12 protein-coding genes are annotated in these 13696 nt (G+C 44.0%); 7 read left to right on the forward strand and 5 right to left on the reverse strand.

The window, feature by feature from the left end; all coding sequences use genetic code 11:
- Position 1 precedes the first annotated feature (1 nt).
- The gene (locus CZ434_RS10460; RefSeq protein ID WP_077623090.1) at positions 2 to 1180 is read right to left on the reverse strand and encodes a DUF418 domain-containing protein; all 1179 of its coding nucleotides are present in this window, start codon (positions 1178 to 1180) and stop codon (positions 2 to 4) included.
- Positions 1181 to 1306: 126 nt separating this feature from the next.
- Between CZ434_RS10460 and CZ434_RS10465 the strand changes: the two genes are divergently transcribed.
- From CZ434_RS10465 to CZ434_RS10490, 6 genes are all read left to right on the forward strand, one after another.
- A complete protein-coding gene (locus CZ434_RS10465) occupies positions 1307 to 1528 on the forward strand; it encodes a spore germination protein (protein ID WP_077623091.1) in 222 nt (73 codons plus the stop codon).
- Positions 1529 to 1540: 12 nt separating this feature from the next.
- On the forward strand, positions 1541 to 1756 hold the full coding sequence (locus tag CZ434_RS10470) for a spore germination protein GerPB (protein ID WP_077623092.1): 216 nt from the start codon (positions 1541 to 1543) through the stop codon (positions 1754 to 1756).
- A gap of 64 nt (positions 1757 to 1820) precedes the next feature.
- Entirely contained in the window at positions 1821 to 2378 is a 558-nt protein-coding gene (gerPC, locus tag CZ434_RS10475) for a spore germination protein GerPC (protein ID WP_077623093.1), read from the forward strand.
- An 18-nt stretch (positions 2379 to 2396) separates the two neighbouring features.
- Positions 2397 to 2591, forward strand: a complete 195-nt coding sequence (locus CZ434_RS10480; RefSeq protein WP_077623094.1) for a spore gernimation protein GerPD — start codon at positions 2397 to 2399, stop codon at positions 2589 to 2591.
- The gene (locus tag CZ434_RS10485) at positions 2572 to 2976 is read left to right on the forward strand and encodes a spore germination protein GerPE (RefSeq protein ID WP_077623095.1); all 405 of its coding nucleotides are present in this window, start codon (positions 2572 to 2574) and stop codon (positions 2974 to 2976) included. Before CZ434_RS10480 ends, CZ434_RS10485 begins: the two co-directional genes overlap by 20 nt.
- A 39-nt stretch (positions 2977 to 3015) precedes the next feature.
- Positions 3016 to 3234, forward strand: coding sequence for a spore germination protein (locus tag CZ434_RS10490; RefSeq protein ID WP_077623096.1), 219 nt, complete (start codon positions 3016 to 3018; stop codon positions 3232 to 3234).
- Positions 3235 to 3903: 669 nt separating this feature from the next.
- On the opposite strand, the gene addA is transcribed toward CZ434_RS10490, so the two are convergent.
- Complete coding sequence (addA, locus tag CZ434_RS10495) at positions 3904 to 7626, reverse strand: helicase-exonuclease AddAB subunit AddA (RefSeq protein WP_077623097.1); 3723 nt, start codon at positions 7624 to 7626, stop codon at positions 3904 to 3906.
- Entirely contained in the window at positions 7626 to 11111 is a 3486-nt protein-coding gene (gene addB, locus CZ434_RS10500) for a helicase-exonuclease AddAB subunit AddB (protein ID WP_077623098.1), read from the reverse strand. The genes addA and addB overlap by 1 nt, the downstream gene beginning before the upstream one ends.
- Positions 11112 to 11187: 76 nt before the next feature.
- On the opposite strand from addB, the gene CZ434_RS10505 reads away from it, so the two are divergent.
- Entirely contained in the window at positions 11188 to 12321 is a 1134-nt protein-coding gene (locus CZ434_RS10505) for an MFS transporter (protein ID WP_077623099.1), read from the forward strand.
- A gap of 96 nt (positions 12322 to 12417) precedes the next feature.
- Here the strand turns inward: CZ434_RS10505 and lepB are convergent, their stop codons facing one another.
- Together lepB and CZ434_RS10515 are read right to left on the reverse strand one after the other, a co-directional pair.
- Positions 12418 to 12963, reverse strand: coding sequence for a signal peptidase I (gene lepB / locus CZ434_RS10510; RefSeq protein WP_077623100.1), 546 nt, complete (start codon positions 12961 to 12963; stop codon positions 12418 to 12420).
- Positions 12964 to 13015: 52 nt separating this feature from the next.
- Positions 13016 to 13669 carry a TVP38/TMEM64 family protein gene (locus CZ434_RS10515; protein ID WP_077623101.1) on the reverse strand — a complete coding sequence of 218 codons (654 nt, stop codon included), beginning with the start codon at positions 13667 to 13669 and terminating at the stop codon, positions 13016 to 13018.
- Positions 13670 to 13696 lie beyond the last annotated feature (27 nt).

Raw genomic sequence — 13696 nt, forward strand, 5'->3', positions numbered from 1 at the left:
CTTATTCCCTCGCCTTCCGCATTTTTTGCATTCGGCCATAAGTCAAGGTTCTCCACAAACCTTCCACAGGGCCGAAGCGGTAATGTTTGAACCAAACTTTACTCGCGGCTACTTGCAGACAGAAAATAATCAAAACAATCAACACGCTGTACACCGGCCGTACTTCACCGTATAATCCAAGACCAATTGAATAAAAAAGGAAAAAGCAAACAACTGATTGCAACAAGTAATTAGTTAAAGACATCCTGCCGACATATGTAAGCGGGCGCAGGATCTTCCGCCAAGATTCTTTTTGGTAGAGAAGCGTTACCGTCGAGACATAGAATAGTGCCGAAGCTGATCCTCCAATCGAATCCTGGAAAATAGACAACCACTCCGGATTTCCCAATAGATACGGACCTGCCTTACAAACGGCAAAAACAACTGCCGTTACAGCCCAAACCTTTTTCAAAAAAGAAAGATGAAGCGTAATATCATGCAGCCATTTCTTTCTGGCAGCCAGTATGCCCAGCAAAAATAGCGGCAGCAGATTTATTGCCAGGAAGAGATAATTAATGCCCCCGTTCACGTAAATCCAATCTTGGTAGTTCTGCTTTAGAATCTCCCCATAAGTCCCTTCCCCATATGAATGCATAGCTTGATAGATTGCCTGCTGATCAACCGCCATTCCATATTCTCTTACTAAAAAAAGAAGCCAGGTGAACAACAGCACCGGAATGACAAGCAGCAACACGCTCCATAAAAGAATAGTTTTATCTTTTCTTTTGAAAAAGAAGAATAACAGCATCCCTATCAACCCGTAAGATAACAATATGTCCCCATGCCAAATGAAAAAAGCGTGAACAAGACCGAAGCCGGTCAGGACAATTAACCGCCTGAAAATGACTCGTTGTGGGTGTAGACGTTTTTCCGCCAGCCTTTCCATCATGATTTGCATTCCGAATCCAAACAAAAAAGAAAACAATGTATAGAAGCTTGCCTGAAAAAAGATATCAATCATGTTTTGGACAAAATGATCTGCCGGGTTATCCCAATAAGCTTTCTCCCCTCCATATTGAAAAAAAGGCGCATTGTACGCTGGCACGTTCACCATGAATATCCCGAAAATCGCCAACCCTCTCGCGGCGTCTATCCACTGTAATCGCTGGCCTTCCCCAATTGGTGTGCCTGTATGTTCCATTAACACTCCTCCCAACTACTTTCCATGCCTTTAGTGTCATTCTATCTCAACTTTTCCTATTCAACCATACGTATCTTGAACAGAATGTAATACGCCCACATAGACTGGAGAAAAGGAGGAATGAAAATGCCCGCAATAGTAGGAGCTGTCAAAGTGAATTCAATATCTTCTTCAAGCATTTTCAATATCGGCGATGTTTACGCAATCAATCCTTACACAACTGCCAAGACATTTGCAGGGGGAGGCTCCTTTAATACCGGTAATGGAATCAAGATCCAACTCCATAAATCATCCTCAGATGTAGAGGATTCTGATTTTATTGATCAACCTATTTCAGGGACAGCGTAAGGAGGGTCAGGGATGAATTTGACCATTCACCAAACGATTACCATAAATAAACTAAGAGTCGGAAGTGTAAATAATTCTTCCATTATTCAAATTGGCAGTGCCGGAATGGTAAGAGCCTCTTCTCAGCTTTATAATACAGGAGGATACACAGAGCCAGCGCCGGACGTTCCGATAGCAGGCGAAATTGCCACAGAAGGCACGCTTGTTCCGTTAGCCCCCTTGACATAAATCACAAATATATCCTTTTATGCATAGAGTAATATAGGTCTTTGCCCAGAAAGGAGTTTTTCAAGTGCATCCACACTCTTGGACTCAATATATTTCGGAACTGCATCATTATATTCAACAACAGGATAAAAAACTCAAAGAACTTGAAAAACGAATCGAAGATCTGGAAAAAAACAACCAAAACAATCATACAACAGTTGAACGAATTGATTATCACTTCGATCAATTAAAAATTGAAAGACTCGACGGTACCCTCCATATCGGCCTTAGTCCAGAAGGTTTATCCAGCATTGAAGATATGGATGTCAACCAGGCTCTTTCACCAATGAGGGAACAAAAACAGGATGGAACAAAACAACTTATAGACGAGATGAACGGGTATCTGACAAAAGAAGGTGCCAACTTGTTGAATCATCTATCCAATCAATACAATCGGCCATTGAATCAGCAGGAACAAGATATGCTTCTTGATGATATACGAAAACAGCTGCCGGCCCGGGTGAGACATTATTTACAAAATCATCATTCCACCGGTTCAAATACGGAAAAACATGATCAAATCATGGAGCAGATAAAGGCTGAAATTTTTCATTCTTTGCATCAATACTTCCAGAAAAATTAGTAAAAAGGGGTTAATAGGATGAAATTCGAAGTTCACAACTATGGGATACAAATAGGAGACATTGAAGTTACTGGTGTTACGACATCCTCTGTATTTTTAGTAGGGGATAATGAAGAAATCACTTTGTACTCCTTTTTTGACACTCCCCCTGAGTCACTTATCGTTGGTTCTCCCGTTCCAATGAGGAATTTAGATGACACGAATACCGAATAAACGGAGAACTGTTCATGTGAACAAAATGTATGTCAATTCCATCTCTAATGGTTCCACATTCGAGATTGGGGATGTGGAACACGCAGGACCGAGAACAAAGGTTATTGCTGTCCAACAGCCCAGAACAAATTACAAGGATGAGGACGAGAACATTACCTTTTCTTCTTTTTCGGTGTTTAAAGAGCCGCTTCCAGAAAAGCCTGTCTACTCGCCTGTCCAAAAACAGACCATCAACCATTCGCCGTCCATACATGTTAACCGGATTAATATTATCGGTATTTCGACTTCAGCCATTGTGCAGATAGGCGGATTAGGGACGATTGATTCGGAAGTACGGGTAAAGCACATTCGCATCCTGCCGGAGGAACAGTTTGAAGGAACGTAAATATACTAATGTTAAAGTGATTAAAGAAGGTGTATATGCATGCCATCGATTGTAGGTCCAATTAAAATAAACGGCATTGACGGCGGTGTCATCAATTTCGGTGATAGTTTCTATTTGTCGCCAAAGAGCACTTCCAAGACCAGCGCCGGTTCGGGTTGTTTCAACACTGGCGACTTCATCAACACCAATTCAGGCTTCAGTGCAACCAACACAGCAGACCCGGACGTATCAGACCAAAACGTCACAGCAAACGCATAAAAACAATAGAATCAACAACGTGAAAAAGAGCACCCCTCCACCGGGTGCTCTTTACTACATATCTCATAATTGAGGGAAACTGCGACATAGTGACAATTAATTCTACCCTTGTGTGGCTGCTTCTTGTCCTGATTTTAGTTAAATGCTAACCCGGCGCTGCGGAAAAATACTCCCTTTCCGGGGGCAGCACCTCAGCCTCCTCTTGAGCAAAAAGCGCTCACTGCGGGGTCTTCGGAAGCTGCTCTTCCCCCAGGAGTGTCGCATTTTTCCTTCGCTTTGGATAGATTTCTGATCAAGTGATAAGTGGCCCTAATGTATGTTTAACATGGTGTATTCCTAACCAAAAACTGACCAAAATTCAGAAAACCCCTAACAGCGAAGGCAGAATACGCAGACTCCTATGGGAACAGCAAAGGTTTTAGATGGGGCGAGTAATCGCAGTCCCATCGAAGACCCCGAGTGATGGGTCTGCGTCTTCCGGTTAAGCTTCGCAGTGAATTCCTCGACCCAAGGGTGCAAGGATGTTAATTCAAGTAGTCCCCTGGCTGAGGCCGTGCCCATGGAAAGCGAAGTGTTCTGCCGCAGCGGCCGTGTAGCACTCGACTGATTCAGGATGAGGCCAGTTATGTCACAGTTTACGGTTATTGCGATAGAAGAATCCAGAGCTTGCTAAGCTTCAATTAACGCACCGTCGAAGAAATAGAGATATTTCTTTTTGACAGGCTGTTTCCATATTTGTTCCAAAGCTGAAGCATACAAGTCAAGCTGTGTTTCATATCGGGAAAACAGTTTTTGCTTCACAACGTCTGTCACTTCCCTATCAATGGAATCAGTCTTGTAATCAAGGATAATCCATCCATCTTCTGAAGGGATGGCACAGTCGATCACCCCTTGGATCAGGACGACTTCATCTGTGTCGCCTTCCCAATCGGCATAAACTTGATTAGCTTTCATGGAAAAGCTGAACGGTACCTCTCGTTTCACATCAGAAGCCAGAATAAGCATCTCCCCTATTTCCGTCTCAAAAAAGCGGGCAATAGCTTTTAAATCGATAACATCGGCTTCTTCCTGTGTGAGAATCTCTTTCGTTACAAAAGACTGGACGTACTCGGCAAGTTCTTCTTCACTCCATTTTCTCGACAAAGGCAAATGCTGCATAACAGTATGCATCGCACTCCCCTTCTCAGCTGCCGTCAATCTTTTTTCTTTCTGCATGAAACGAGGACGTTTTACAATCGGAGCTTTATACTGTGGTACAAGCTGATCACTGCTGTATTCATCCTTTATCTGCCTCTGTCTTTTCAATTCTGTAACTGTCTGTTTCGCCCGGTAATGAACGGCATTCGGATAAGGATACTCATAAGTTAGCCGTCGCTTCACATGGACATCTAAAGAAGGGTCGGCATGACTTACAGGCTGCCAGTTCTTGATAGAGGCTTCTATTTCAGCTGCCGGAATCTCTCCTTCTTCCCTGATATTCGTCAATCGGCTGCCATGAAGCAATTCAATATGCCAGCTGGAAGGATCCTGCCTGATTGGTGCAGGCACTTGAATGTTTACCTCGATATTTCTAAGACCCTCGTTATCCTTATGCCTGATCAGGGAAGGCGCAACCCAATCCAGAAATGATTGGGTCTCCAGCCGGTAATGGGAAGGAAGTACCCATTCAGGGTGGTCAATGACCTTCTGCCATTTCTCCTGTTTCTTTTCAAAGGATGCGACATTGCCGACCATTACCAATTTTTCTTTCGCCCTTGTTAAGGCTACATACAACACCCGCATTTCCTCCGCAAGCAATTCCCTTTGCTTTTCCTTTTTGAGAGCATGATAGGCAAGGGTGGGATACATAATTCGTTTGGAAGGATTGATATACTTGCTTCCAAAGCCCAAGTCCTTATGAAGCAGGTACTTTTGTCTGAGGTCCTGCTGGTTGAACTGTTTATCCATTGCCCCAAGGATCACTGCCGGGAATTCCAATCCTTTACTTTTATGGATGGTCATCAGACGGACAACATCTTCTTGTTCCCCCAACGCTCTTGCAGCTCCGAGATCGTCTCCTCTCTCTTCCATCCGCTCTATGAACCTGAGAAAACGGAACAGCCCTCGGAAAGAGGTGTTTTCATACGTTCTGGCCCGATCGTAAAGAGCTCTGAGGTTGGCCTGCCGCTGCCTGCCGCCAGGGATTCCCCCTACAAAGTCATAGTAGCCTGTTTCCCGGTAAATCTGCCAGATCAAATCTGAAAGAGCTCCTTGTCTCGCCCTGTTTCTCCATTCTTTCAATTGTACTAAAAACCGTTTGAGCTTTTTGCCTTTTTGTGTGTCGGCCTCGTTTTTGATAAAAGATGTCATGGCCTCATAATAGGCCGCTTGTTTTTTGGCAAGGCGTATTTCAGCCAGATCCTCTTCATTCAACCCGACAATTGGCGAACGGAGGACAGAGGCTAGCGGAATATCCTGTTTAGGGTTATCGATAATTTTCAGAAGACTCAGCATAACTTTTATTTCGATCGCTTCCAGATATCCTGTCGATAACTCTGCATAGACAGGGATTCCCTGCTGTTTCAATTCGTCAGTAATAGTAGGCGCCCATGTCATCGAACGGAGCAAAATGACTATATCGCGGTATTGAATACCACGCTGTCCACCTGTTTCCTTGTCGACCACCTGCATTGGTCTATTCTCTTCGCTGCCGATCCACTTTTTGATCATGCGCGCGTAAGCCCGTGCTTCCAACTGGGCTTTCTCCAAATCCTCAAAGTTTTCCGTTCCTTCTTCATCCCCGATCTCTTCATTGGCGTCCCTGTCGATAATGACCAGTTCGGCATCTGTATCATTGAGCTTCAATTCGTCATACACTTTGTTAGCATAGATTAACTCTGCATCTTTTTCGTATTCCATTTCCCCGACATCTTCACTGAGAAGCTGTCTGAAAATATAGTTCGTGGCAGTCAATACCTGTTCCCTGCTCCGGAAGTTCCTGGCCAGATCAATCCGTATAGCCGGATGAGACTCTTCGGCAAACTGTTTATATTTATTAAGGAACAAAGTAGGCTCTGCGTGACGGAATCTGTAAATGCTCTGTTTTACATCCCCTACCATAAACATGTTTCCAGGTCCTTCTTTATCGGTGATCAGAGAAAGCAGTGTTTCCTGTACAAGGTTTGTATCCTGGTATTCATCGACAAGCACTTCATGGAAAGAACTTTGAAAATGATAGGCTGCTGCCGATGGCACGATCCTTTCCGGGGTCGACTTTTCATCCATCAGGACTTGAAGGCAGTAATGCTCCAAGTCTGAGAAATCGACGATGGCCTTTTCTCTTTTTAATTGCGTATATCTTTCTTTGAACTCTTTTACAAGGGAAGTAAGTTGAACAACGGCAGGATACAAAGTCTTCATATCTGCCAAATAAGCAGGAAGACTCCTTGAAAACCAGTCCCCCGCTAAGTCGTTCCACCGTTTCTTATAATTGTTTCTAAGTTCCTTCACCTTTTCCTTTTTCTCTTCCGCACAATCGGCTTTCTTACGTGATAATGCTTGGAAGCTGCCTGCAGAAAAGAATTCCTGAGCATGTTGCCAGGAGTTATTCACATGATGAAATGCTTCCCGGAACATTTCGATATCTGATTCTATTGCATCCGCGTAATGATACGGTCCGTCATTTTCCTTTGTGAGAGCCATAGCTTCTTCTGCTTCCGTGAGCATCGCGTCCAGCTGACTGTTCACTTCTCTTTTTAAAATGCCAAGCCATGGCAGGTTATCTTCGTCTTCCTCTTCATCCACGTTATACATGGCAGCCATATTATCCAGCCAGTTTTCCGGCCAGGGATTTTGCATCGCGAATTCATATAACTTCAAAATCAATTCTTCCACTTCCAGATCGCTTCTGTCATTGGAAAAACGATCTACTACAGCAAAAAAGGCATTCTGTTCTTCCATTTCTTCTTTGCCATACCAATCTTCAAACATATCCTCCAATACTTCCTGCCTGATCATGTCCCCTTCTATATCATCAGCGATTCGGAAACCCGGATCAATGTCGAGCAGGTAGGCATGTCTGCGGACAACATCCATGCAAAAGGAATGGAGAGTAGATATCGATGCGCGCTGCAGCAAGGACAACTGCTTCTTTAGATGAAGGGAAGAAGGGTTAGCCTCTAATGCAGCTTCCAGTGCCTGCCCCACCCTGTTCCGCATTTCTTGGGCTGCGGCGTTGGTGAATGTCACGACCAGGAGAGAATCGATATCGACCGGCATTGTCTTGTTGAGCAGTTTCTGAATGATTCGTTCGACTAAAACAGCCGTTTTTCCTGACCCTGCCGCAGCGGCCACCAGTACATCGCTTCCCCCTGCATATATAGCTTCTTCTTGTTCTTTTGTCCATTGTGGCATTATTTGTCCCCCCTCCTTCTAGTTATCTCGTTCAACACATCTTCATCTTTCATTTCTTTCAATCTCCGATAATTGTTTTCATGCAAGGTTGAATCAAACTGGCAAACTGATTTGAACGGACAATAGGTACAGGCCACCTGCTGGTTTTGCTGGTATGGATTCAAATGTACACCGCCGCTGGTAATATCGGTGCCTGCTTGTACCATCAGTTCCCGGATATAGCCTTGCAGCTGATTGAATGTTTCCGTTTCTGCTGTATGGGAACCCTTGCGGAATTCGCCGTTTTTCTTTAAACCTGCCGGCACAATCTGGCTCATTCCACTATCAAGACCTGTGTCCATCATTTTGACGATTTGTTCATTCTCCACTAATAGTCCTTGCATTTTGAATTTCTTGAAAATCTCTTTTTCTATATCTGCATCTTCTAATCTCTTATTTTGGGAAAGCATCGGATTATGGACATGGAAATATAACACTCCGGCCGGCGTCGCCTTCACCCCGAGCCAGCTTTCGGAATGGGAAAGCACAACATCCAGGTATGCCAGCATCTGCAATGCCAGCCCATAATATACTTCCGACAAATTCAATCCTTTGGAACTTGATTTATAATCAATAATCCGCAGGAACAAATGCTCTTGGTTGATGGCTCTGTCAACCCTGTCTATCCTGCCTCTTAATACCAATTCGTAACCGTTTGGCAAGTCGATTGTGATGGGTGGCAGCTGCTGACCGGGACCAAACCCTAATTCTAGGCCGATAGGGGAAAAGTCGCTCTGCCTTGCTTGCTCGCTCAACACATAGGCGGCCCTGGCAATAATTTCTTGAAGCTTCTGTTGGATATATTTATACCTGTTGGAACTGTGAAGTATCTGGTGCTGCAAGACCGGAGCAAGGCTCGATACCGCTCTTTGGGCATATTGGTTTGTTTCTTGTTTTTGCAAATCCGCGAAATTCCGCCCCTCAGTCTGAACCCAATCAGTGATTTTTTTCAAGGCTTCGTGAAACAATTGGCCAATGTCTGGTGCATCCAGCTTATAGATCCGTCGTTCTTCCAGTCCAAGACTGTACTTGGCAAAGTGTTGATAAGAACATCGATAATACATTTCCAATCTGGAAACGCTGGCTTTGACTTGTTGTGGATACAACTGACTTGCAGTTTGTTCCGACAAGTTTGTCGGATTGTTCTGGTAAAACAAGCTCTGTAAAATAGAATAGGTGGTGCCGCCTTTATCTTCACTGGCGATATACCAATTCAGCACATTCCACCATGCATCGTGAATCGGATAGCCGCGCAAATTCCTTGCCAATTGTGCCGTTAATGCCGATCTCGTTTTCACCGGAGTCGAGATGAACCTGTCAGCATCCATTAGCTCTTCTGGATCTTGAAGAAGAGTGTGTTCCCTGCATGAAGGGAACAAATCCTCCATCCTTTTGATCAATTGAGAAGGCACTTTCGATTTTCCTTCCTCATCACTTAACGGGTAACTGATCCATAGCTGGTCTTTGGCCGAAGTAAAAGCTAAATAAACATAAAACCAGTCATCCAGCAATTGGCGTTTACTGCCATCCGCCAGCTTCATTCCCTGTTCAGCAAGCAATTCCCGCTCTTCTTCCGATATCATTCCGCTTTCTCCCGGTTTCATCGGCCAGATACCTTCATTGACCCCCAGCAGGAATGAACACTTGATACCTGTAATCCTCGAACGGTCAATGGTACCTGTTATGACATGGTCCATGCTAGGCGGTACGTGGGCGAATTTAAGCGATTCAAAACCTGCTTCAAGGGAAGCCCGGAAAACTTGAAGAGACACTTTGTCATCTCCTGCGATTTCAACCATTTCATCCAGCAGTTGCATGACGGCATCCCAGACCTGCTCCTGCTCCCTTGCCAGTTCTATATGACCTTGCTCATCCAACCTGTCTCTATTTTCTTCCAGCCTTTGGGGAACCTGCAGACCCTCAAGCCATTCAAATATAATTTCAGCTCTTTCCTGGATTGTTTCAGTGTCTCTTAGTTTTTCATCAAAATCTTGCAGGGCATAGACTACCTGGTCGCGATAACGATTGATTCTTGTTTGTATTTCCTGTTCTTTGTCTGTTTGAGAAGCCTGGTCAAACCCCCGAAAACGTTGAAAAATCCAAGGTTCATCACTAATCCATCTACTTCTCCCGCGAATACCGTATTCCAGAACATAATTCTCCAGTTCGTCTATTGCTTCATCCGTCAATGGATACCTGCTGTCCGCTACCGGGATCAATCCCGTTTTCAACAGGCGGAAAACTGCTTCATACCGCCAGTTGCCCTCCACTATATCTAGTGCCGAACGGACGAACTCCAACAATGGATGGTTCAGCATCGTTCTTTTCTCATCTATAAATACCGGGATTCCATAATCCTCAAACACCGTATGAATCAACTCATGATACACTTCGGTCTGTCTGATCAAAACGGCAATATCTTTATACCTGTATTGTTCTTCACGTACAAGGCGGAGTATCTCCTGAGCGACTCCTTCCACTTCGGCCCTTGGATGGACGGCTTCCGCAATCCGGATTGGGACCGTCCCTTTGTATTCTGGAGACGGCCGCTTGTCAAAGTAACTTTCCAAATGGGCAAAATATGGCCGATTCTCAAACCTTCCGTCTTGCTGGTCCAACCGCTCGACTTGAATATCGATCGAATTTTCTTCTGCCAATGACTTAAGCGTTTGGTAGGTTTCTGTAGGCAGACAAAAAAGATCGAGTTCCGATACCTCTTGATCGTTCTGGCCATCGGTTGCAAGTGTAACCGATACCTGGCTGGTTTTTTTGATCAGTGCTTCCACGACCAAAAGTTCCTGCGGTGTGAAATGGTGAAAACCATCCAAATAAATCTCAGCATCTTCCATGAAATCTGCCTCTGTTATTTTATCTGCCAGCAGCTGGAGCTGATCTTCACTGTCGATATATTGATCTTTCAGCGCATCCACTAAACGGTCATAAATATAACTCAAATCTTCCAGTTTATTTTTCAAAGCAACCTCACCAGGGTACTTGTGAGTGAAACGATCCATATCGATAATTTGCGCTGTAAGCATTTCCGGTGTGATGCGGTATCGTTTGAATTCCGTAATCATCCCTTCCAGCTGCTCCATAAACCCTTGCTTTTCAATTGCCTTCTGGAATACATTCCAGTCCGATTTTCTTTCTTCCGTTATTTTCCTAAGCATCATTTGGATCCCTGTGGATGTAATGAATTTCCGGGTGCCGCCGCCGGTTTCCTGAAACACCCTCCAGGCCAGTCTGGAAAAACTGAACACTTGTGCCCGGATGCTTCCCGTTATCCGTTTGGCGAGTTCATATTCCTGCTGAAAGGTCATTTGTTCCGGAACGATATAAAAGATCGGCGGTCCCTGAGGATCCTCCTGCAATTTTGTTTCTATTTCCGCGAGGCAGGTACCGCTTTTGCCAGCACCGGCCTTACCCAATAAAAATCGTATCCCCATAATGAATTCTCCTCTTATCACAATTTTTCCGGGTTTGCATATAGTACCATAGTTTCTACAACGGGAGGTTAGCGGTATGTCCAAAAACACATTGACAGCCGGTGCACTCATTTATTGTGCAGTCTTCGTTGCCAGCAGCATCTATGTAATGATCCCGCTCCAGCCCCGGCTTGCCGAAAGCCATAATGTTTCGATTAGTTACGCCTCGTTGACCAGTTCCCTGTTCATTTGTACTTACGCAACCGGTTTATTGGTTTTCGGCTTTTTGGCCGACCGTCTTCCCCTTCGCAAAATTCTTGTAACGGGGATGGCCATGTTGAGTCTGATAACCGGTGCGTTGATATTTGCCGCTGATGTTGGCCAGTTGATTCTGCTCCGCGCCCTGCAAGGCTTTACAGCAGCCAGCTTTGCTCCGGTCGCTTTCGGATACTGCTTTCGATATTTCCAGGGCTCCCTGCAGGGAACAGCCATTGCCTTGATCAATACCGGATTCTTGTTTGCAGGCGTTTTCGGTCAGATTATTTCCTCTTATTTGGCAGAAGCTTTCTTCTTTTCAGCTGTTTTCACCGGTTTTTTTCTGTTTTATCTAATATGTTTTTCTCTATTGTTTATCACATTGAAAAAAGCCGTTCCTTCCGATAGCATACCATCAAAGAAACCGACTACTATTATTTTATCATGTTTTCAAAATCAAATATTGCGAAAGCTTTACTTAATTGCCTTTTTCTTACTATTACCTATTATGTTATTTTATGGTTCATTTGAAATATACCTTCATCAAGTATGGACTGATTTTCCTGTCCCTTTACAGTTGTTCCGTGTATGCAGTTTGATTGGAATCCTGCCTTCTTTTTTCATTAGTGCACTCTTAAGGAGGTTCCGGGCAAAGCAAATTTTGAGGTTTCAATTGTTTGTGATGGTGGCGGGATTCCTCCCCGCGATAGCAGGATTGAATGTGGGGACGATTACGTTTGCTTCCTTTTTGATGATTACGTCTACTTCTTTGACCATACCCATGGTTGTATTACTGGTCGGAAGGAACACTGTGCATGGAACCAGCGCAGTAGCCATTTACTCCTTCACTCTGCTGAGTGGTGCGAGTGTAGGTTCGGCCCTTGCCTCCCTGGTCCCTTTTCCATTTGTATTAGGGATAATCGCTGCAATATTTATCCTGTTGGGCTTACTTGCGAAAACCTTACCAGATGATTAATATTATAGAACATTTGTTCCCTGATTACAATCGATCAGGTTCTCAAAAAGCAAAAAAGCTTGATTCAGTGTGCGTGTCTGAATCAAGCTTTTTGCTTTAATTAAAACTCAACCCTATTTGAGAAACAGGCCAATATCGCACATCGACTTTGCCGACAACTTCTTCCTTATTTACGAATCCAAAGTATCTGCTGTCAAGGCTCTCTCTGCGATTATCTCCCATAACGAAAAGTTTTCCTTCTGGGACTTGCTTCTGCCCGGTCACATCTTCCAAAGAAAAGTCTTCTGTCAGCGGCAGATCCATTCCCTGTTTAAAAGGATCCAAATAGGACTCTGCTACTTTCTCTCCATTAAGGTATAACTGGTCATTCCTATATTCAATCGTATCTCCAGGCGTTCCTATCACCCGTTTCACATAATCTTCTTCTTCATTCGCATGAAAGACTATAACGTCAAATCGATCGATATCATGAAGGTCATATGCAACCTTGTTGACCATGATCAGATTCTCATCAAACAGAGTCGGTTCCATGGATTTTCCATCGACAACATAGCTGGCGAATAAATAGGAACGGAAGAGAAAAGCAAGCAGAACTGCTATCAAAACCGTTCGTATAAGCTTCCAATAATTAATTCTTTGCATCTTTGCTTCCTCCAGGTTGTTTGTATAAACATTTTACCCCGCAGGAAAAAAATTAATCTCTTTTTACCTCCTTGTACGACTCCCTGTCTTTTTTCTGCAGTCTTTTCTCCAAATATTTCCCGAATACCCAGAACAGTAGAATGCATATACCGACAATCACAGTCTTGACAGGGTTTTGCGCAAAAGAGGTGATACTATCTCCGACATAAGCTATTGTGAAAATCATCACTGCTTTCCCGAACAATGCAGCCAATATAAATTGTTGAAAACTGATTTTGGAAAGTCCTGCGACAATGTTAATGATCGAAGAAGGAGAAAACGGAAAACACATCAATAAAAACAGCGGTCCGAATCCATGCCTTTCCAGCCAAGAGGTAACTCGTTTTACTTGCTTGTTCTTTCGCAGCCATAAAAAAAAGCGCTTTTGCCCGAGCCTTCTTACAATCCAGAATACACAAACCGCTCCAATACTTGCACCGATCCAGGAAAGGAGAAATCCTTCCAGCAGGCCATAGGCTGCTGCATTGGCTAGCACAAACACCACAAGCGGGAGAAAAGATAAAAAAGCTTCAATAAAAGGAAGCAATATTCCCGGTAGTGGTCCCAGACTTTCATAGCTCTTCAACAACTGCATGAGTAAGTCATCAAATCTATTGTTTTCGATTAGTTCCCTCAATTCGGAGACATCGATGTTTAATAACTGCATCTCTTCCAGACCCCTCGCCAAATCAGC

The sequence above is a fragment of the Sediminibacillus massiliensis genome (assembly GCF_900156915.1).
GTDB classification, from domain to species: Bacteria; Bacillota; Bacilli; order Bacillales; family Amphibacillaceae; genus Sediminibacillus_A; species Sediminibacillus_A massiliensis.

Coding starts and splice junctions, on each gene's coding strand:
- CZ434_RS10460 (WP_077623090.1), bottom strand. CDS start 1,180: ATGGAACATACAGGCACACCAATTGGGGAAGGCCAGCGATTACAGTGG.
- CZ434_RS10465 (WP_077623091.1), top strand. CDS start 1,307: ATGCCCGCAATAGTAGGAGCTGTCAAAGTGAATTCAATATCTTCTTCA.
- CZ434_RS10470 (WP_077623092.1), top strand. CDS start 1,541: ATGAATTTGACCATTCACCAAACGATTACCATAAATAAACTAAGAGTC.
- CZ434_RS10480 (WP_077623094.1), top strand. CDS start 2,397: ATGAAATTCGAAGTTCACAACTATGGGATACAAATAGGAGACATTGAA.
- CZ434_RS10485 (WP_077623095.1), top strand. CDS start 2,572: ATGACACGAATACCGAATAAACGGAGAACTGTTCATGTGAACAAAATG.
- CZ434_RS10490 (WP_077623096.1), top strand. CDS start 3,016: ATGCCATCGATTGTAGGTCCAATTAAAATAAACGGCATTGACGGCGGT.
- addA (WP_077623097.1), bottom strand. CDS start 7,626: ATGCCACAATGGACAAAAGAACAAGAAGAAGCTATATATGCAGGGGGA.
- addB (WP_077623098.1), bottom strand. CDS start 11,111: ATGGGGATACGATTTTTATTGGGTAAGGCCGGTGCTGGCAAAAGCGGT.
- CZ434_RS10505 (WP_077623099.1), top strand. CDS start 11,188: ATGTCCAAAAACACATTGACAGCCGGTGCACTCATTTATTGTGCAGTC.
- lepB (WP_077623100.1), bottom strand. CDS start 12,963: ATGCAAAGAATTAATTATTGGAAGCTTATACGAACGGTTTTGATAGCA.
- CZ434_RS10515 (WP_077623101.1), bottom strand. CDS start 13,669: ATGCAGTTATTAAACATCGATGTCTCCGAATTGAGGGAACTAATCGAA.